This window comes from Shewanella sp. 8A, assembly GCF_023475945.1.
GTDB lineage: Bacteria > Pseudomonadota > Gammaproteobacteria > Enterobacterales > Shewanellaceae > Shewanella > Shewanella xiamenensis.
Genome location: NZ_JAMDJP010000024.1, coordinates 37,864 through 58,963 on the forward strand (window position 1 = coordinate 37,864; position 21,100 = coordinate 58,963).

Consider the following 21,100-nt stretch of genomic DNA (forward strand, 5'->3'; position numbering starts at 1 on the left):
TATTAGCGAATCGCTGAGGCAATCGAGGATTCGATTAAGGCGTCAAACACATCGGCTTGGCCTGCGGGGATCAGTTGCCGATGAATTTCGCGGCGCTTTGTACTGTCAAATAAACGCTCCGCTACCCAACCCGTTAAATAGAGCGAGGACAGGCAGCCTCCCGCGGTGGCAATATTACCATTGATCACCAGAGCGCAGTCTTCCACCTCCACACCAATGGCCACTAATGCGGCTTTGGCATCGGGATGCGTCGTTGCCGAGATATTGTCGAGTAAGCCTAACTTGGCAAAGAAGAATGACCCCGCACAGATACTGCCAAGTAATTGCCGTGAGGGATCTAATTTAAGGGCCGACATAAACTCAGGATCCGCAAGTGCGGCAGGTACGCCTTTGTAGCCGCTGCTGAATAACACCACGTCAGCATCGGCGACTTGCACGACATGACCATGGGTTTCTACCGTCATTCCCAAACTCGACCTGTGGCTAGGTTTGGTCCCGAGCACTTTGACTGTCCAATCTGTTGTTGTGCGGCCGAGAATATCGCGCATTAAAAAGAAATCGATATCGGTAAATTCATCAAATATCACAATCGCAATTTGGTACATCCTTTGTCCTCTCGTTTGCATTGGGATGACTTAAGGCTTGAATAGGCTCAGCCTTAAGCCTTGGGGTATTAATATGGAAATGGTTATTATCTTTTTGATTTTAAATGAAATATTAGTTATCCAGTTAGTCTGCTGTCATAAGGCAAACTCCGAGACTACAAAGCGCCGACATTCTGATTAGACATCATTGTGACTATCGGGCATTAACCTAGCTCAGCACTTATTAAGAAATTTAGCTAACAACTTGAGCATCCTTACTATTTTGGCTGCGGCGAGTTTATCGTAACTGTGCTTAAGATGGCTAATTTTGGTGCTAAAGGGGTAAAACGTCTTTTTGTAACAATGATTCAGCACCTGTAGGTGAGTAAATCGATCGCTTTCAGTTAATAGGTTTTAAAATGATGGGCCTTAAACAACATTTAGCCCTTGATAAGTTGGATAAAAATAAAGAAACCATAATATTGGGATGGATATGACGGTTAGCTGTTTCACTAGGGGGCGAGTGTTGTACCAATACTTATATAAAAAAAACGCGTAGGGAATCTGAAAAAAGAGCGAATAAAACCACATGCCAGCCGCTAATATTATGCCTTCGTGGGCATTTGGCGAGGTATCAATTAAATAGCTGCCAATACCATATAAACCTATGATTGCTTCAACCCACAGTATTGCGCCAAGTGAAAGTACAACGCTTTCGTCATAAGTGAATTTAATAGGAAATGTCACTTAGCACTCTCCCTTCTTTAGCTAAGTCATCAATGTTTACAATGTGATAGCTGCTTAGCTTTTGATAATTATTAGCGATGAATAATTTAGTTGGGTAATTCACTAGATAGCTAGGCTTATATAGAAGTCTAAGCCTAGCATTTAGCTGATGTGTATTGTGTGAGTTTATTAACTTACCGTGTTAAAGAACGCTTAAAACACCATCTCTGGTACATGGTCTGGCACGATTAATTTGCCAGCGGTTTTGCTAACAATTTCTTCAACGCTGACACCGGGGGCGCGCTCTAACAGATGGAAGGCGCCGTCTTTAATTTCGATAAAGGCTAAATCGGTGACAACACGTTTGATGCAGCCGTAACCTGTGAGGGGTAATTCGCACACGGGTAACAGCTTAGAGTTGCCGTACTTATCGGCGTGCATCATAGTCACTATAATATTTTCCGCCCCTGCGACTAAATCCATTGCGCCGCCCATGCCCTTGATAAGCTTGCCTGGGATCATCCATGAGGCGATAGAACCATTCACATCGACTTCAAAGGCGCCGAGTACGGTTAAGTCTACATGGCCGCCACGGATCATGGCAAAGCTTTCGGCGGAGGAGAAAAACGAGGCACCTTTTACCGCGGTGACGGTTTGTTTGCCGGCGTTGATTAAATCTGGATCGATAGTTTCTTCTGTCGGAAATTCACCCATGCCGAGCAGGCCGTTTTCCGATTGCAGCATCACTTCCATACCTGCGGGAATATAGTTAGCCACGAGCGTGGGAATGCCAATACCGAGGTTGACGTAGTAGCCGTCTTGTAATTCTTTGGCAACGCGCTGTGCCAGTTGTTCTCTTGATAATGCCATGATCTTTATCCTTCCTTTACCTAGAGTCGCTATAGGCCTCAATTTTTCGGTCTTTATTTCGGGCTTAGACTCTGTCGCTTTAGCTTGCGTTGTTAATCGTTCTGCGTTGCTTATTTCGCCGCTTTTACCGTGCGCTGCTCGATACGTTTCTCGAACTTGCCTTGGATGACGCGATCAACATAAATGCCGGGAGTATGGATATGATCTGGATCGAGCTCGCCTGGCTCCACAATAAACTCGGCTTCCACAACCGTGATTTTGCCCGCAGTCGCCATCATAGGGTTAAAGTTAGCGGCGGTTTTACGGAACACTAAGTTACCCATAGTATCGGCCTTCCAGGCGCGAACGAGAGCAAAATCGGCAGTCAGAGACTCTTCTAACACGTAATGACGGCCTTTGATTTCACGGGTTTCTTTACCTTCCGCCACGGGGGTACCGTAGCCAGTGGCGGTGAAAAATGCCGGAATGCCTGCGCCGCCCGCGCGGATTTTTTCCGCCAGCGTGCCCTGCGGCGTTAAAATCACATTCAGTTCGCCCGAGAGCATTTGCTGTTCGAAGGTGGCGTTCTCACCTACGTAGGAGGCGATCATGGTCGAAATCTGGCGGTGTTTTAACAATAAGCCCAGACCGAAATCATCCACACCAGCGTTGTTTGAAATGGCGGTTAAGCCCTTAACGCCCATCTTAACCATTTGATTGATTAAGCCTTCAGGAATACCGCACAGGCCAAAACCGCCAACCATAATGGTCATATCATCGGATAAACCTGCTAACGCTTCTTCATAGCTGCTGACGACTTTATTGAGTCCTGCCATTTTGATGTCCTTTTACTGTTATTCAGTCCCCAAGGCGCTAGGTATGTTTAGCGCCTCGACGCTTGAGTCTAGGCTTTAGCGCCCTGCAAGATTGCATTGGCGACTTTAGAGCCATTAAGACGATTTAATTGTTTGCTGATCCCAAAACCCGCTAATGCCAGTTTTTCTAAATCGATACCCGTCTTCAAACCGAGCCCGTGGAGCATATAGACCAAGTCTTCACTCGCCAGATTGCCCGATGCGCCTTTTGCATACGGGCAACCACCTAGGCCCGCCACTGAGGCGTCAAAGCTGCGCACACCTAAGTCGAGGCAAGCGGTAATATTGGCTAATGCTTGGCCATAGGTGTCGTGGAAGTGCAGGGCGAGCTTTTCGACCGGCACTCGCTCCATCACGGCTTGCAGCATTTTACGGGCTTTTAACGGCGTGCCTACACCGATAGTGTCGCCGAGCGAAATTTCGTAACAGCCCATTTTGTAAAGGATTTCAGACACTCTCGCCACTTCGCTCGCCGCGATTTCCCCTTCATAGGGGCAACCTAAAACGCAGGACACATAGCCACGCACTGGGATATTGGCGGCTTTTGCCATGTCCATCAACGGGATAAAGCGTTCTATCGACTCTTCAATCGAACAGTTGATATTGCGTTGGCTAAAGCTTTGTGACGCCGCACCAAAGATAGCGACTTCGGAAGCTTTTGCATCCAGCGCCAGCTCTAAGCCTTTGACATTGGGGGTGAGGGCGCTGTAAACCACGCCCGCTTGACGGCGAATTTGGCGCAATACTTCGCCACTATCGGCCATTTGTGGCACCCATTTGGGTGACACAAAGCTGCCAGCTTCAATTCGCTTCACGCCCGCATCGGCGAGGGATTCAATCAAGGCGACTTTGGCCTGTGTCGGGACGGCGGCTTCATTCTGCAAGCCGTCACGGGGCCCCATCTCGAACAGGCTAACCCTATCCGAGCTGGCGCTTATCGAGGTCGAGCTTAAGTTCGTAAGATCCAGCGCAGACATTTAGGCTTCCTCGCTCTGGGCTTTGGGCTCAACATGGAGCAGCACAGCGCCATCGCTCACTAACTCGCCCGCCTTGAAGTAGAACTCGGTAACAATACCGTCGAAGGGCGCTTCGATGGTGTATTCCATCTTCATCGCTTCCATCACCAGTAGCCCTTGTCCCGCCTTCACCTCTGCACCAACTTCCACTAAGTGGGTCACAACTGTGCCGTTCATCGGGGCCTTGAGCTTATCTTCATTGCTGGATTCGGCCTCAACCACTTGGGTTTTAACCGCCCTGAAGTGATAACTGCCTGAGGGTAAAAACAGCGTAAAATCATCGCCCTGAGCGCTGACAGGCACTTTACTCTTATGGTCGTTGATTTCGGCTAACAGTAAATCCTGCTTAAGCTCACCACTCAGCGACTTGCTCACTTGGCCCTCTGCTGCGGGTTGGGATAATTGGTAGTGATCGCCAAAGTCTAATAACACCAATTGTTGCAACTCGTGGGCATCGTCGAGTAGGGCAATAGTATGCTGGCTAACGCTGTTGAGTCTAAAGCCACTGACTTGGCCCCAAGGCGAGTAAGGATCGGCGCTGTTAATTGCCTGTGCCTTGGCGGCTTCTTTACGGGCAAGTACTTGATACAGCGCGGCAAAGGCGATAGCCGTATCGGTTTCGCTCGAAGCACTGCCAATCAACGCGTCGCCGTAACGGTTGATAAAGTCGGTGCTAAAATCCGCCTTAGCGAAGGCGGGATGCTCGGCAATATTCGCCAAAAATTCAATATTGTGCTTAAGCCCGCTGATTTGGTAGGACTCGAGGGCGTGCACTAGGCGCTGTAGCGCACGCGGACGCGACTCATCCCACACGATGAGCTTGGCTATCATAGGATCGTAGAAGTTACTGATCACATCGTTTTCACGAATGCCGGAATCAATACGCACGTATTTGCTTTGCTCGGGCTCGCGCAGGAAATTGAGCTTACCGCTGGCGGGTAAAAACTCATTTTGCGGATCTTCAGCGTAAATACGCACCTCAAAGGCGTGTCCATGGATACGCACTTCGTCCTGTTTGAGCGGTAAAGGCTGACCACTGGCGACCATTAACTGCCATTTGACTAAGTCTTGGCCCGTCACCATTTCGGTCACCGGATGCTCTACCTGCAGACGAGTATTCATCTCCATAAAGTAGAAGCTATTGTCGGTATCTAACAGGAATTCAACGGTTCCCGCGCCAACATAATCGATGGCCTTGGCGGCAGCGACGGCGGCTTCACCCATTTGGGCGCGCAGTTCATCGCTTAAACCGGGTGCTGGTGCTTCTTCGACCACTTTTTGATGGCGGCGCTGAATCGAACAGTCGCGATCCGATAAGTAAATCGCATTGCCAAAGGTATCGGCAAACACTTGGACTTCGACATGGCGAGGCTGGCGTAAATAACGCTCCATCAATAACTTATCGTTACCGAAGGAGGAGGCCGCTTCACGGCGCGCCGAGTTGATGGCGTCCATGATTTCGCCTTCATGCTCAACGATACGCATACCTTTACCACCGCCACCGTAGGCGGCTTTAATCAGCATCGGGAAGCCGATTTTTAAGGCTTCGGCCTTGAGGGTGGCATCGGTTTGATCGTCGCCATGGTAACCCGGCACTAAAGGCACTTGCGCCGCCGTCATAATGGCTTTGGCCGCACTCTTGCTGCCCATGGCATCGATGGCATCGCTGCCAGGGCCAACAAACACGATTCCTGCTGCCTCACACTTGCGGGCAAAGTCGGCGTTTTCCGATAAAAAACCATAACCAGGGTGGATGGCTTGTGCCTGGGCCTTTTTGGCGATTTCGATAATCAAGTCGCCCTTCAGGTAAGAATCCGCCGGGGCGCTGCCACCTAAGTAAAACGATTCGTCGGCCATGGCAACATGGCGGGCGTTTTTATCGGCATCGGAATATAAGGCTACGGTGCGAACGCCCATGGCCTGCGCGGTTTTGATAATGCGGCAGGCAATTTCACCACGGTTAGCAATTAAAAGCTTAGTGAACATGCTGTTAGTCAACATCAAAGAACTCCTTGAGTATCTGTTGGCGTGTGCCAGTTCGGCTGACGTTTTTCGAAGAAGGCGTTTAAACCTTCTTGGCCTTCATCAGATACCCGAATGCGGGCGATGCGCTCGCTGGTGTAATCAATCGTATCTTGGTCTATCACGCCGTCTTCGAGGCGGGCGAGTAGGGTCTTCACCCACGCCATTCCCTGCGGACTGTTGGCGAGCATCGCGGTGATAATCGGCTGCGCTGCGGTCGCTAAATCGTCGTTTATCTCATGGATAACATTGAGTTTAAGTGCCGTTTGCGCATCAAAACGCTCCGCGGTCAGCATATAGCGGCGTGAGGCGCGATTGCCCATAGCGCGGGCAACGTAGGGGCTAATCACCGCAGGGATGAGCCCTAGTTTGACTTCGCTTAAGCAGAAGCTTGCACGCTCGGTGGCGATGGCAATATCACTAGCGCAAATTAACCCAAGCGCGCCGCCAAAGGCCGCACCTTGGACTAAGGCGATAGTGGGTTTTGGAAAGGTATCTAGATCCTGCATCAGCTTGGCCAGCGCCTTGGCGTCATTCAGGTTTTGATCAAAATCCATCTTGGCTTGTTTGCGCATCCAGTTTAAGTCGGCGCCTGCGCTGAAGTTTTTGCCATTGGCTTTTAATAGCAACAGTTTGCAGTCTTTGTGCTCGGCAAAATAACCGAGGACGGCGATCATTTCGCTGATCATCACCTCATCGAAGGCGTTGTGCACTTCTGCTCGGTTAAGAGTTAACTCGCCCACGCCGTTATTGAGCGCATAGCTGACGTGCTGCAAATTGCCTAAGGATTGAGTGCTAGTGTTCTGGTGTTGTGTGTCAGTCATTATTATTCCCGTCATATTTATCCCCTCTATGAGTGATACGTAAGGCATCGCAAGATGCGTTACATACGGAAGACGCCGAAGCGGGTGTCTTCGATAGGGGCATTTAATGCGGCTGACAGGGCAAGGCCCACCACATCACGGGTTTGCGCCGGGTCGATAATGCCGTCATCCCACAGACGGGCGCTGGCATGGTAGGGATGACCCTCTTTATCGTACTGGGCAATAATCGGTGCTTTAAAGGCTTTTTCGTCCTCAGCAGACCATTCTTCGCCTTTACGGGCTAAGCCGTCGCGGCGCACTGTGGCTAATACGCCAGCGGCTTGCTCGCCACCCATCACAGAGATGCGCGCATTGGGCCACATCCACATCATGGTCGGTTCGAAGGCGCGGCCGCACATACCGTAGTTACCTGCGCCGTAGCTGCCACCGATAATCACAGTGAATTTAGGCACATTGGCGCAGGAGACTGCGGTCACCATCTTGGCGCCATGCTTAGCGATACCTTCGTGTTCGTACTTTTTACCCACCATAAAGCCGGTGATATTTTGCAGGAACAGCAGCGGGATCTTGCGCTGGCAGCACAGTTCGATAAAGTGCGCGCCTTTTTGCGCCGATTCTGAGAATAAAATGCCGTTGTTGGCCACAATCCCCACGGGATAGCCGTGAATGCGGGCAAAACCACAGACCAAAGTCGCACCATAGTTGGCCTTAAACTCATCGAAATCCGAGTCGTCGACGATGCGAGCGATCACTTCTTTCACATCGAAGGGCTTTTTCAAGTCGGTGCCGACGATGCCATAGAGCTCGTTGATATCAAACTTAGGTGGCTTAACTGGGCTAAGTAGACTGTTGATTTGTTTTTGATGATTCAGACGCAGCACTGCGCGGCGGGCAAGCTCTAATGCATGCTCATCGTTTTGGGCTAAGTGATCCGCCACACCTGAAATTTTAGTGTGTACGTCGGCGCCGCCGAGTTCTTCGGCGCTGACTTCTTCACCGGTCGCGGCTTTCACTAACGGCGGCCCAGCTAGGAAGATAGTGCCTTGATCTTTTACGATAATCGATTCATCGGCCATGGCAGGAACATAGGCGCCGCCCGCGGTACACAGACCCATCACCACCGCAATTTGTGGAATTCCCTTGGCGGACATTTGCGCTTGATTGTAGAAAATTCGGCCGAAATGGTCGCGATCGGGGAAGACTTCATCCTGACGGGGCAAGTTAGCGCCGCCCGAATCGACTAAATAGATACAGGGCAGATGACAGCGACTGGCAATCTCTTGTGCCCTTAAGTGTTTTTTGACCGTGATAGGGTAGTAAGTGCCGCCTTTGACCGTGGCATCGTTGGCGATAATCATGCACTCTACGCCGCTCACGCGGCCAATGCCTGCAATGATGCCTGCGGCGGGCACTTCTTCGTCATAGACTTCAAATGCCGCAAATTGCGACAATTCTAAAAAGGGCGAACCTGCGTCGAGGAGTTTCTCAACCCGTTGACGAGGAAGGAGTTTACCGCGGGCCAAATGGCGCTCTAGGGCAACGGGGCCGCCACCGAGTTCAATTTTGGCGAGCTTGGTTTTAAGATCGGCCACTAGGGCGGCCATATCGTCGGATTTGGCTTTAAATTCATCGCTACGGGCGTTGATACGACTGCTTAATTGCGTCACGTTGATTGTCCTTATAAAGCGGTAACTCAGTATCAGTTGGCTCGGTGGGCGAGGGGCATGAAAGGCTAAAGCTCGTCATGCGCCATTCGCCCTTGGCTGCTTATTTCGATTCGTTAAAGAGCTCGCGGCCAATCAGCATACGGCGAATTTCTGAGGTGCCAGCGCCAATCTCATAGAGTTTGGCGTCGCGCAGTAAGCGGCCAGTCGCGTACTCATTGACGTAACCGTTACCGCCGAGTAATTGGATGGCATCCAGTGCCATTTTGGTGGCCAGCTCCGCGCTGTAAAGAATAGCGCCCGCGGCGTCTTTACGGGTGGTTTCACCGCGATCGCAGGATTTCGCCACGCTGTAGACATAGGCTTTAGCGGCGTTCATGCCGGTGTACATATCGGCTAATTTGCCTTGTACTAATTGGAATTCACCGATGGATTTACCAAATTGCTCACGCTCGTGGATATAAGGCACGACGATGTCCATACAGGCGTTCATGATCCCAAGCGGGCCGCCTGAGAGCACGACGCGCTCGTAATCTAAGCCGCTCATCAGCACTTTGACGCCATTGTTGAGGCCGCCGAGAATGTTTTCCTCTGGCACTTCGACATCTTCAAACACCAGTTCACAGGTGTTTGAACCGCGCATCCCCAGTTTGTCGAGTTTTTGCGCTTGGCTGAAACCTTTAAAACCACGCTCAACGATAAAGGCCGTGATACCGTGTGCGCCTTTGGTTAAGTCGGTTTTGGCATAAATTACATAGGTATTGGCATCGGGACCGTTGGTGATCCACATTTTGTTGCCGTTGAGGATATAGCGGTCGCCTTCTTTACGGGCGTGCAGCTTCATCGAAACCACATCTGACCCTGCATTGGGCTCACTCATTGCCAGTGCGCCGATATGCTCACCGCTCACCAGCTTTGGTAAGTATTTGGCTTTTTGTGCAGCATTACCGTTACGGTTAATTTGGTTCACACACAGGTTAGAGTGGGCGCCATAACTTAACCCGATAGAGGCTGAAGCGCGGGAAATTTCTTCCATGGCGACCACGTGGGCGAGGTAGCCCATGTTTGCGCCGCCGTATTCCTCAGGCACAGTCACACCTAAAAGCCCCATCCCACCGAGCACGGGCCAAATTTCGTTAGGGAAGGCGTTGTCATGGTCGACTTTGGCGGCAATAGGGGCGATTTCGTGTTTAGCGAAATCTTGCACCGCATCGCGCAGCATATCGACTTCTTCGCCTAGGCCAAAATTGAGACTGGTGTAGAGTGAGTTCATTGCTTGTGTCCTATCTTAGGTTCTAATTTATATTTTTATGATTATTAGGTGCTTGAGTCTTTAAAACCGTATTACAGTGCGTGATATGTCCCTGTCACGCGGTCGTACCAACTGAGGTGCTCGTTAATGTTATGCTCGCCTGTCTTACGCTTTGACTTTGCTTTCTTCTAGGGCGAGGCGGCATTGCTGCTCGGCTGAATTTAGCTCCATCAGGACCACTTTAATGTCGTCCATTTGCTGCTGTAGGGCAGATTTCTTTTCTTCCACTAGGGCAAGCATAGTATTGAGCTGAGTGGTGCTGCTCTTGTCGGCATCGTAAAGTTCGAATAGGCGACGGGTTTCTGCCAGAGAGAATCCAAGGCGCTTGCCGCGCAGGATAAGTTTGAGTCGCACCCTGTCTTTTAGGCTGTAAATGCGGGTTTGACCGCGACGTTTAGGTTTTAGTAAACCTTGGTCTTCGTAAAAACGAATGCTTCGGGTCGTGATATCAAACTCTTTAGAGAGATCACTGATCGAATAAGTCGTTTGTGGCGTGTTAGTTGCGCTCATTCAGGCACCTTAGTTAATCATTTTTATGCAAGATATATGAAGTTTACGTAAAGGTAAAGATTGTGGTGTGGTTAGTCGATTTTTTTTGTCAATTCTTGTTGCCACTTGGCTCAAGCTATGTTGTTTAATATGTTGATAAATATTACGTTAGCTTGAACTCAAACAAGTGTTTTTTTAGGTGAGCCCACCCATATTGCCTTAAGGCTCCACGGGGGAAGAGAACTTATTAAGTGGTGGCGTTAAGGCAGGCGTGTAAGCCGTTATTCCAACGTATTGAGCAAGCCATCATCGGCTAACACACCCTCATAGGTTGGGCGATTTAATGCTTCGATAAGTACCGGGTCACGTGTGTATATATCATTGTAAAATTTAATTTTTCCGTTTTTGATGGTCACGGTCCAATACATAATCAAAATATCTAAGGGCTGATCTAAAAACAGGTTTTCTGTTTTTCCCTCTGCAAGTTTGCGATTGAGCGTTTCACTGGACCAATTCGCATTGGCGCTCAGCAGTTTATCGGCGAGCACGAGAGGATCTTTTACTCGAATACAACCGTGACTGAAGGCTCTATTGGTTTGCTCGAATAGATTTTTCGATGGCGTATCATGCAGATAAATTGAATATTGGTTTGGGAAGATAAATTTAACTAAACCAAGGGAGTTATCTTCCCCTGGCCCCTGCACAAACCAGTAGGGAAAGTTTTTGCGGGTCATACTGTGCCAATCGATGCCGCGAGCATCGACGGGCGTGCCCGAGGCTTCAACGACTTTAAAGTGCTTTTTTTGCAGATAATCGGGATCTTTACGTAAGTGGTTGATGATCTCCGTGGAGATACTGCGGGGCACGGTCCAAGTGGGATTCACAACCACATATTTTAATTTGGATTTAAACAATGGCGTCTTTGCGTCGATTTTGCCGATGATAATGTCAGTACGCCAGTTTAAGTTATTGTCTTTAAATAGTAATAATTCGTAGCCAGCCAAATTAACCAGCAGATAGTTTGCCGGCAAGTTGGCTGATAGCCAGCGGGCACGCTCGAGGTTAATGCGGATCTGCTCGACCCTTTGTGTATAGGGAACATTTAACGCCGCCATTGTGCCTGCGCCTATCACCCCATCGGCCTTAAGGCTGTGGTCAGTTTGAAATTGACGTACCGCAGCTTCAAGCGTGCTGTCATAAGTTAAGGGCTCGTTTACGGCGGCGCTATTCTCCGCTGGCGAGCTTGCTGCTAAGTAACCTAACTCTTTTAGCCGTGTGGCAATGCTTTGTACCGAGGGGGAAGTGCTGCCGGGTTTAATGACTTCCGTATAAGGAATCGTGGTAAAGGGATAGCGAGCGGCCAAGTCTTTGTACTGGGCAAGATACTGTTTAAGCTGGTGATATGGCGCAATCTTAGGCGCTAAGCCTGTAATCGCCTCGGCCACAGTGTGCGCTTTAATGTGTTCTTCAAGCTGTTTTAATGTGGTATCAAAATCCAGATGAGCTTCATCATAGTTCCAGGTTTTGCCGAGCATACTGGGATTGACTTTGCCATTAAGTAAATGAATAGCATAGGTAATAATTCCATCGGTTAGTAGCACTTCAAATACACTACTGCGATATTCATCTTGCCAATTCGATGCACTCAGTTGTTGGTAAAGTTCGACCAACTTGGGATAGTGGTAATCTTCCTTCGCAAGACCCTCTTCATCGGCACTTTTAATTACATCGAGTAGCGTGCCCGCATAGTCTTTATCCTCCCAGAGCGCTTGATATTGGCGCACTTGATAGACCCGTGAGAGTAACTTAGCGCTGATTATCTGAGTGTTATCTACGTTAGCCCGCTCACCGATAGACAGGGGTTCGAGTAATGCTTCAAGTTGTGGTGTCGAAGCAAAACAAGCCGTACTGACGAGATTGATGAATAGGAGTAGACCGAGTTTGACTTGGCTGAAGCGGCGCATAATGAGTATTTCTTTCCGTGAAAAATCCATTAAAGACATAAGATTATGTGGAAGTCTTCTACACGGCAAGTGTTAGATGGTCTATCTCTTCGGATTTATTTTTTAACCCCAGTATATCCCTTAGTCTAATGGGGGAATAATGCGTGGCAGGTCATAATCAACCTCGGAAGGAAGGGGAGAGTTTCATCTGTGTTGACACGGATGAGTGTCATGATGGGAGGCCTTATGACAGATGTTGGACAACAATTACATCAGACATCTATTGCGAATAAACAGGCATTTTGGCAACAAGCCGCCAAGGCCTTAGATTGGGTTACGCCAAGCAAACAAATATTAGATGAAAGCGAGGCACCATTTTACCATTGGTTTAGCGATGGTGAGTTAAACACGTGTTATAACGCGATAGACCGACATGTGTTAGCGGGACGTGGTGAGCAGATTGCGATTCATTACGTTAGCCCAGTAACCGAAACCGAATACAGTATTACCTATCACGAACTGCAGGCTCAGGTAGCAAGGCTTGCAGGGTATTTGCGTACTATGGGGGTGACAAAGGGTGATCGGGTGGTTATTTACATGCCGATGGTACCCGAAACGGCCTATGCCATGCTTGCCTGCGCGCGCATTGGCGCCATTCATTCGGTGGTATTTGGTGGCTTTGCGGCCAATGAACTTGCCACCCGTATCAATGATGCCAAACCTAAGCTGGTAATGTCTGCCTCCTGCGGGATTGAACCTTCAGGGGTGGTGCCCTATAAGCCCTTACTAGATAAAGCATTAAATGAAGCGGTGCACAAGGTTGAGCATTGCTTGATTTTAAACCGCCCTCAATATGAAGCGCAGATGCAAACTGGTCGAGACGCCGATTGGCAGACCGCGCTTAAAGGATGCGAAAGCGTTGACTGCGTCACGGTAAATGCCACCGATCCTTTATATGTGCTCTATACCTCTGGCACTACAGGCCAACCTAAAGGGGTGGTGCGTGACAATGGCGGTCATGCGGTCGCATTAGCTTGGTCGATGGCCAATATTTATGATATTCATCAAGGCGATGTGTTTTGGGCGGCATCGGATGTGGGTTGGGTTGTTGGTCATTCCTATATTGTTTATGGTCCGTTACTCGTGGGGGCGACCACGCTGTTATATGAAGGCAAACCCGTTGGTACACCCGACCCCGGCGCCTTTTGGCGTACGATTGCCAAGTATCAAGTCAAAAGCTTTTTCACCGCGCCCACGGCGATTCGCGCTATTAAGCGTGAAGATCCCGACGGCGAATTCATTCAAGGTGTTGATTTAAGCTGCTTGAAGAATGTCTTTTTAGCTGGGGAGCGCTGCGATCCCGACACCCTGCATTGGGCTGAAGACAAGTTACATAAACCGGTTATCGATCATTGGTGGCAAACTGAAACAGGTTGGCCAGTAGCCGCAAATCTAATGGGGGTGGCGCCGATTGCCGTTAAAGCCGGCTCACCGGGGCGACCCGTGCCTGGATACGAAGTTGATGTCGTCGATGAGCTAGGGGTTAAAGTGGCGCCGAATGTCTCTGGCAATGTGGTGATAAAATTACCCTTGCCACCGGGCACGCTCACAACGCTCTGGCAAAACAACAAACGTTATCAAGACAGTTACTTATCTATGTACCCAGGTTATTACCTTACAGGGGATGCGGGTTATATGGATGAGGATGGCTATCTGTATATCATGAGCCGCATCGATGACATCATTAACGTTGCGGGTCATCGTCTCTCTACTGGGCGGTTTGAAGAGGTGTTGTGCCAGCATCCCGATGTCGCCGAAGCCGCAGTGATTGGTGTTGATGACAAATTAAAGGGCCAAGTGCCATTAGGCTTAGTGGTACTTAAAAAGGGCGTGACTATTACGGATGAGGAGCTGCATAAGCAGTTAATTGCCCTCGTTCGCCAAGAAATTGGTCCCGTTGCGTCCTTTAGGTTGGTGAGCGCGATTCAAAAGCTGCCGAAAACCCGCTCGGGTAAAATCCTGCGCGGCACTATGCGTAAAATTGCTGATAATCAGCAATATACGGCGCCAGCGACCATTGAAGATCCGCAGACCCTCGATTTAGTCCGTACGACCTTAACCCGCATGGGCTATGCCGATGCTTTAGTGGGCTAGAGTGAGCGGCTCAAGTTAACGACTTAAAAAGTTAAGATCGTCAAACAAAAGAGCAAGCGATAGTCTTTTTAGATTATCGCTTTCTTATTTAGATTTAGACAAATGCTTAGAGCACTTGCCCTTATTCGTCACATTTTGGTAGTCTAGCCAGCATTCTTAATAGAGCTTTGCATCGACAGTGCACTATTAAGGCGCCGGATCTTAAGCGGTACTGCGGACATTCATTATCCTTATTGCTTTTGACCCATTAACATTTCACAACGGCTTAGGGACGACCCTAAATACGCCGATATCAATTTGGGGACGACCCCGTATGGGAGTTCTCTATGAGCTGGTTACTGTTAATACTTGCTGGACTTTTTGAAATTGGTTGGGCCATCGGACTCAAATACACCGATGGTTTTACTCGCTTGTGGCCGAGTGTGTTTACTTTGCTCTCCATGGCGTTCAGTGTGTTGCTACTGGGCCTCGCCGTTAAGCAATTGCCGATAGGCACGGCTTATGGGGTGTGGGTTGGCATAGGTGCCATGGGCACGGCAATTGCGGGCATTATTCTCTTAGGCGAGGGAGTGAGCTTGCTGAAAATCGCCAGCTTAATCCTCATTTTGCTTGGCGTACTCGGCTTAAAACTCGCTCATTAATCAATTTACATCCCCAAGGAAGAGCTTGCCCAAGATGTATACGATTGGTAAAGATGTTTATGAAATTTGGGAATATTCTCCTGAAAAAACAACGCATCTTGATTTGCAATCGAGTTTGCCAATCGTATGCATCGTCTCTTCTCTCTGGTAATTAAGTTACAAAGCCCGATATAATTACTGCTCCAAATTGGTTATTTCTAACCTCTGTGACCCGTGGGAATTATATAATGCAAAACCACAGCAATCTTAATGATATTGGCGTGATAGGCCTTGGCGTAATGGGTAAAAACCTTGCGCTAAACATCGCCGACAATCAATATCGCGTCAGTGCCTTCGATCTCGATCCTGTTAAAGTCAACGGGGTTTTACAACAAGAAAAACAAGAACGTGTAGGACAGGATCTGCGTATTACAGGCTGTGCTAATCTTTCAGAAATGTTAGCCAGCCTCACTCATCCCCGTATTCTCGTGCTATCTGTCCCTGCGGGTGCGCCTGTGGATGGGGTATGCCATGCCCTGATTTCTGCTGGTATCGAAGCGGATGACATCGTAATCGATACGGGCAACAGTCTTTGGACTGACACCGTTGAACGCGAAAAGCGTTATCAAGGCAAATTTATCTTCTTCAGCTCAGCCGTTTCGGGCGGTGAGGTTGGTGCCCGTTTTGGGCCTTCATTAATGCCAAGTGGCGATCTTGGTGCATGGCAACATGTTGCGCCGATTTGGAAGGCTATTGCCGCTAAGGTTGACCCTAAAACTGGGCTGCCGATTGAGCGTTTTGAGCCGGGAAATCCGGTGACCGAAGGCGAACCTTGCACGACCTATATTGGGCCTGCGGGTGCTGGGCATTATGTGAAAATGGTGCATAACGGCATTGAATACGCCGATATGCAGCTGATTTGCGAAGCCTATCAGTTAATGCACGATGGCTTAGGCATGAGCTCAGCACAGGTAGGTGAGGTGTTTGAACGCTGGAATAAGGGCAGTTTAAACAGTTATCTGATGGGGATCAGCGCCGAGGTGCTCAAACAGGCGGATCCGCTAACGGGTAAACCGTTAGTTGAGATGATCCTCGATAAAGCAGGGCAGAAGGGCACTGGACTTTGGACTGCGGTCAGCAGTTTGCAAATTGGTTGCCCAGCTCCCACCATTGCCGAAGCGGTTTATGCGCGCGCGGTGAGCACCCAAAAATCCCTTCGTGTTGAGCTCAGTAAAAAGCTTGCTGGCCCCTTATCTCCTGCGATGGATGAAAACCAAAAAGCCACCTTAATCGATGCCTTAGAGAGTGCGCTCTATTGCGCTAAGGTCTGTTGCTACGCTCAAGGTTTCCAACTGATGGCGATGACGGCGCAGGAGCAAAAATGGCAACTCGATTTTGCTGAGATCGCGAAAATCTGGCGTGCGGGTTGTATTATTCGTGCCACCTTCTTGCAATCGATAACCCAAGCTTATCAAGCGGATGCTGACTTAAGTTGTTTGTTAATGGCAGACACCTTTGCAACTACCTTATCAGAAAAACAAACAGCGTGGCGCAGTGCTGTGGCGGCGGCGGTTATGCAAGGGATCCCTGTGCCTTGCATTAGCTCGGCACTGGCCTATTACGACAGTTATCGCAGTGAGACCTTGCCAGCTAATTTGCTCCAAGGACAACGGGACTTTTTTGGTGCCCATACTTTTGAACGTTTAGATAAGCCAGCCGGTGAGAAATACCATTTAGATTGGAGTGCCACAAACAGAGTTTTAATTAAACTCTAGATAAAATAATTTGAATAGCCCCTAGAAATAGGGGCTTTTTTATTGGTCGTATCTGTTTAATAACTCAAACTTGTTTTATAAATGTTAATAATATGGTGATTAAACCGTTTGACATTCTATATTTTTGTGGCGGTTTCATTTTGCTGTTTTAATATTTTTAAAGAATTTGAAGATTCAAAATGTAAAAATTTATGTAATTTAAACAGTTTGTTGTTTTGTAATTTCAAAAAATATATAAAATCATCATCTTTTTGTTTTTAAAATGTTTTTTGATATCTTATTTATTGTCAGTCTTTATCTGTTCTTAATTTAATCTGCTGATAAAATAATCAAATAAACCTATTCAGTCTTTCATTCTGTTTATATTTGTTTTCATAATTATTTCATTTGTGTTAAATCTTTGCTTCCCATTTGATGCTTGTATTTTATAAGAGTTCATAGGGTATAACTAAAATAACAGAACTTAATGCGGAATAATGTTAATCAACATTATCACGCCAAATTAAGTTGTAATAAGTAATGAGAAGAAGGAATGTCTATTATGCGTATGTCCATTGTTGCATTAAGCATCACGGCGGCCTTATTGGCTGGCTGTGGGAGCGATGATAAGAAGACTCCGGCACCTGTGCCAAAAGTGAATACTGCCCCGACCACAGCGGATATGACTGTTGATGTGTCACAGTCGATTCTTTTTACTGGAAAACTTGAGGGGACGGATGCCGAAGGTGGTTTAACTTATTCTTTAGTGGACCCTGCCGATCTCAAACTCGGCACCTTTACGCTAGTCAATAAAAGCACGGGTGAATTTACCTATGCATCTGATGCCAATGAAGGGACAGAGGTGGTTCGGTTCAAAGTCTCCGATGGCCAATTACAGGCTGAAGCCAATCTGACAATCAATATTAAGCATGGCGATCCACTCTTTACCTACCAATGGCATTTAAAGAACACTGGGCAGAATGCTTTTGCGGCTAACCGCGGTGTTGCCGGTGAAGATATGAATGTGAGCGGTGCAATTTCAGATAATGCTATGGGACAAGGCGTGATTGTCGCGGTGGTCGATAGCGGCTTAGAAATTGCTCACCCAGATCTAACAAATAACACTGTAAATGGTGGTTCATACAATTTAATTACAGGTACTGTTGATCCAACACCTTTCTCTGGGTCTGCTACAGCAGCTCATGGTACAGCAGTAGGAGGGATTATTGCTGCAGAAGGTTGGAACGGTATTGGTGGTCGCGGTGTGGCACCTAAGGCAAAATTAATAGGCTTTAACTTTTTAGATGAAGATCCAACGGGTAAAGTGACAAACGTACAAACATTTGAAAACTTTGCTAAATCCCACGGTGCCAGTGCCTATAGCGATAGTGCACGCGTTTTTAACCAAAGCTATGGTTACAGCGTGCCATTCCCTCATGGGTTTGATGAGGATGAAACCGAAGTTTATCAAGATATTGCAACGCAAAGCTTCGATGGCAAAGGCAGTATTTTCGTTAAGTCCGCGGGTAATGGGTATGACTACTATCGTTTCCGTACTTTCTGGTTACCGGGAGATTACTTCACGGCAACGACGGAAAATCCCGCTAACCACGGCTTACCTTTCCATAATTCCAACATGTCCTCTGACAATGCTAACGTTTATAACTTAGTTGTTAGTGCAATTAATGCTAAGGGTAAACTTTCTAGCTATTCATCCGTGGGCTCGAATATTTTTGTCACAGCACCTGGTGGTGAGTATGGTGATAATGATCCTGCGATTGTTACAACCGACTTTATGGGATGTGTGAAGGGCTCAGCAATCGCAGAAGATAGACCAAGCACGCCATTCCACGGTGGTTTAAACCCGTTAAACCCCAATTGTGATTACACATCGACAATGAACGGTACCTCGTCTGCGGCACCTAACACTTCGGGAGCTGTCGCCGTCATTATGAGTGCTAATCCAGATCTCACTTGGCGTGATATTCGCTATATTTTGGCTAAGACCGCTACTAAAGTTGATGCGGATATTGCGCCTAAAACCGTGACCATTGGTGAGGGTGAAGGTGCGCCAGTGTATGCGGCTATCCCTAGTTGGTTACAAAACGCGGCGGGTTTTTCATTCCATAACCTCTATGGTTTTGGTCGAGTGAATTTAACTGAAGCCGTTAAGCTCGCCAAATCCTATGCACAGGACTTAGGCGACTATGTCGTAACCGAGTGGCAAGCAAGCGCAGCGCTCACCAAAGCGATTCCCGATGCCGATATTAATGGCGTGACGGATACCCAAGTAGTCGCTGACGATTTAGTGATTGAAGCCGTGCAAATTGAGCTGACTGCCGATCACCTGCGTCTACCGGATTTAGCGGTAGAGCTGATTTCGCCTGCAGGTACTAAGAGTGTGTTGATGACACCTTATAACGGTTTAGTTTATCAAGGGGTGATGGATAAGAATGACCCGGATGATCTTGTTAAAGGCTATGATGCAACACCTATGTTATCAAATGCTTTCTATGGCGAATCATCAAAAGGTGAATGGACAATCAAGCTGATTGATGTGAATAGCGGTAGCTATCGATTTGTTAAATACGATCAAGGCTATATCTCAATCCCTAACGAAGCCGATGGCAAACTGAAAGGTTGGTCAATTCGTTTCCATGGCCATGCCGCCAAGTCTGCGTCTTAAGGAGTAACCAATGAAAGCGTTAAATTTATCATTAGTAGCTGTTGCACTTTCACTGTCAGTTCAAGCAATGGCACATGACAAGATCGAACTCACTGAACCTCAAGCTGAGTCTAAAGGTGTTCAAGTGAGCCGTGCCGAGTTTTTAGGTTTAGATACACCCTACTTTGTTAAAACTGAGACTGGGGTTAAACAGGCTAAGCAATTGGTTAAAGGGCAGAAAGTGGTGACTCAATCGGGTAAACCCTTTGCCGAAATGACCGGAAAGTTAGTGGTTAAACTAAAACCAGGTGTATCTGCCGATGATTTTGCTAAGACTCACGGTTTAAAAGTTGATTGGCAGAATGACAATAACTTATTGCTGCTGGCCGCCGAAGAAGGTACTGATTTAATTGGCTTAATTCAAGCGGTTAAAGCCTCGCCTGAAGTGGAGCGTGCTAAGTTAGATCGCGCACTCGCCAAGCAAGAAATTCAGTAAGCCATTTAGCGAAGCTAAAAGGTGAATAAAGGGCCGCAAGGCCCTTTATTATGAGTTAATTATTAATATGAGCCTATTAATATCAGAGGCTTTATCGTAAAACGACCAATAATATAACCACTTAGCGCTAAACTATCTGGTTCACGATGGGTTTAGAGATTACAATCTGCTTCTATGCCTTGGGGCCGTGCTTCACTCGGCTTTAGCGCATGATTAACATGGACCATGTTTGCATTATTCCATGTACTTTTCCATACGAGTGGTTGCATTGTTCAGCCCGAAGGTCTCACCAACTCAAGTCTCAATATGAACTACTGGAATAGCGATAACTTTGAAGGATTAAAGTCGATAGGGACTCAGTATTCGGCTCTGAAGGGGTATGAACTTTTTGGCCAATATTGTCTGCAAAAAGAGCAAGGACTAAAGAAGCAAGCGATTGCGACGGTGAACACATTTGTGTCGCACTGTAAGAGCCGATCCTTGACTAAACAAAGGCAAATAGCTGAAGAACTATCATCCTTAGGTTATTGGCAGCGTGAAACACACCAGTTACTCGCTTATCCCCTTATCGTACTGCTTAAAGGTGTGCTAACCCAATGGGCAGTAGATGAGCCCAATAATCCCATTCCCCACAAATGGTTAGGCTATATTGGTGAGGATATCGCCTCCTATGAAAGGGCGTTGGCGCTTGAGCCTAACGATGAAATTTGTCTTACTCAAGTTGCGTTGGCCCATTTAAGCAGTGTCGATTTTCAGACCCACCATTTATCTGAATCTGTATTGTTGGGCGATATAGTGCGAGCAAAAGACTCACTAGCGTCAGCACACACATTAATCGAGCGATTACAAACGCAGGAGAGTAAATCAAGGCTGCAAAACAGGCATGATTATTACCAGTCAATGATAAATTGCTGGGAGGAGTATTCCACTCATACTGTGGCTGAGTCGTTTCCGGATTGGTGCGCCGCTAAAGGCGAGCAGTTTGATTTTTGGTCAATTATTTATTATCGGCGCTGAGTTAATTGCTTGTTGGATTGCATGACTGAGTAATATGTGAAGCAAATTGCGTCATCGCGGCTGCAAATTACGCGATAAAACAACAATAGG

17 protein-coding genes are annotated in these 21,100 nt (G+C 47.8%); 6 read left to right on the forward strand and 11 right to left on the reverse strand.

The window, feature by feature from the left end:
• Window positions 1-2: 2 nt before the first annotated feature.
• From M0413_RS16770 to M0413_RS16820, 11 genes are all read right to left on the reverse strand, one after another.
• Window positions 3-605 carry a DJ-1/PfpI family protein gene (locus tag M0413_RS16770; protein ID WP_249554972.1) on the reverse strand — a complete coding sequence of 201 codons (603 nt, stop codon included), beginning with the start codon at window positions 603-605 and terminating at the stop codon, window positions 3-5.
• 408 nt (window positions 606-1,013) lie between these two features.
• Window positions 1,014-1,331, reverse strand: a complete 318-nt coding sequence (locus tag M0413_RS16775; RefSeq protein ID WP_037425681.1) for a hypothetical protein — start codon at window positions 1,329-1,331, stop codon at window positions 1,014-1,016.
• A 192-nt stretch (window positions 1,332-1,523) separates the two neighbouring features.
• Window positions 1,524-2,180: a 3-oxoacid CoA-transferase subunit B gene (locus tag M0413_RS16780; protein ID WP_011623089.1), complete on the reverse strand. Its 657-nt coding sequence runs from the start codon at window positions 2,178-2,180 to the stop codon at window positions 1,524-1,526.
• A gap of 110 nt (window positions 2,181-2,290) precedes the next feature.
• The gene (locus tag M0413_RS16785) at window positions 2,291-2,995 is read right to left on the reverse strand and encodes a CoA transferase subunit A (protein WP_011623088.1); all 705 of its coding nucleotides are present in this window, start codon (window positions 2,993-2,995) and stop codon (window positions 2,291-2,293) included.
• Window positions 2,996-3,063: 68 nt separating this feature from the next.
• Entirely contained in the window at window positions 3,064-4,011 is a 948-nt protein-coding gene (locus M0413_RS16790; RefSeq protein ID WP_249554974.1) for a hydroxymethylglutaryl-CoA lyase, read from the reverse strand.
• A complete protein-coding gene (locus M0413_RS16795) occupies window positions 4,012-6,051 on the reverse strand; it encodes an acetyl/propionyl/methylcrotonyl-CoA carboxylase subunit alpha (RefSeq protein WP_249554976.1) in 2,040 nt (679 codons plus the stop codon).
• Entirely contained in the window at window positions 6,051-6,896 is an 846-nt protein-coding gene (locus M0413_RS16800) for an enoyl-CoA hydratase-related protein (RefSeq protein WP_249554978.1), read from the reverse strand. The genes M0413_RS16795 and M0413_RS16800 overlap by 1 nt, the downstream gene beginning before the upstream one ends.
• Window positions 6,897-6,955: 59 nt before the next feature.
• Complete coding sequence (locus tag M0413_RS16805) at window positions 6,956-8,563, reverse strand: carboxyl transferase domain-containing protein (RefSeq protein WP_144375995.1); 1,608 nt, start codon at window positions 8,561-8,563, stop codon at window positions 6,956-6,958.
• 100 nt (window positions 8,564-8,663) lie between these two features.
• On the reverse strand, window positions 8,664-9,833 hold the full coding sequence (locus M0413_RS16810) for an isovaleryl-CoA dehydrogenase (protein ID WP_240292157.1): 1,170 nt from the start codon (window positions 9,831-9,833) through the stop codon (window positions 8,664-8,666).
• Window positions 9,834-9,977: 144 nt separating this feature from the next.
• Window positions 9,978-10,382 (reverse strand): MerR family transcriptional regulator, encoded by a 405-nt coding sequence (locus tag M0413_RS16815; protein ID WP_011072005.1) that lies wholly within the window; start codon window positions 10,380-10,382, stop codon window positions 9,978-9,980.
• A gap of 260 nt (window positions 10,383-10,642) precedes the next feature.
• Entirely contained in the window at window positions 10,643-12,355 is a 1,713-nt protein-coding gene (locus M0413_RS16820; protein ID WP_249554980.1) for a L,D-transpeptidase family protein, read from the reverse strand.
• A 195-nt stretch (window positions 12,356-12,550) separates the two neighbouring features.
• Between M0413_RS16820 and M0413_RS16825 the strand changes: the two genes are divergently transcribed.
• The 6 genes from M0413_RS16825 (at window position 12,551) to M0413_RS16850 (ending at window position 21,010) form a co-directional block, all read left to right on the forward strand.
• Window positions 12,551-14,458: a propionyl-CoA synthetase gene (locus M0413_RS16825; protein WP_218678503.1), complete on the forward strand. Its 1,908-nt coding sequence runs from the start codon at window positions 12,551-12,553 to the stop codon at window positions 14,456-14,458.
• A gap of 326 nt (window positions 14,459-14,784) precedes the next feature.
• Entirely contained in the window at window positions 14,785-15,099 is a 315-nt protein-coding gene (gene sugE, locus M0413_RS16830; RefSeq protein WP_037425659.1) for a quaternary ammonium compound efflux SMR transporter SugE, read from the forward strand.
• A gap of 227 nt (window positions 15,100-15,326) precedes the next feature.
• The gene (gene gnd / locus M0413_RS16835) at window positions 15,327-16,853 is read left to right on the forward strand and encodes an NADP-dependent phosphogluconate dehydrogenase (protein ID WP_249554982.1); all 1,527 of its coding nucleotides are present in this window, start codon (window positions 15,327-15,329) and stop codon (window positions 16,851-16,853) included.
• Between the two features lie 541 nt (window positions 16,854-17,394).
• Window positions 17,395-19,518 (forward strand): S8 family serine peptidase, encoded by a 2,124-nt coding sequence (locus M0413_RS16840; protein WP_037425653.1) that lies wholly within the window; start codon window positions 17,395-17,397, stop codon window positions 19,516-19,518.
• 10 nt (window positions 19,519-19,528) lie between these two features.
• Complete coding sequence (locus tag M0413_RS16845; protein WP_203431872.1) at window positions 19,529-19,993, forward strand: serine protease external chaperone; 465 nt, start codon at window positions 19,529-19,531, stop codon at window positions 19,991-19,993.
• Window positions 19,994-20,218: 225 nt separating this feature from the next.
• Window positions 20,219-21,010: a hypothetical protein gene (locus tag M0413_RS16850; RefSeq protein ID WP_249554984.1), complete on the forward strand. Its 792-nt coding sequence runs from the start codon at window positions 20,219-20,221 to the stop codon at window positions 21,008-21,010.
• Window positions 21,011-21,100 lie beyond the last annotated feature (90 nt).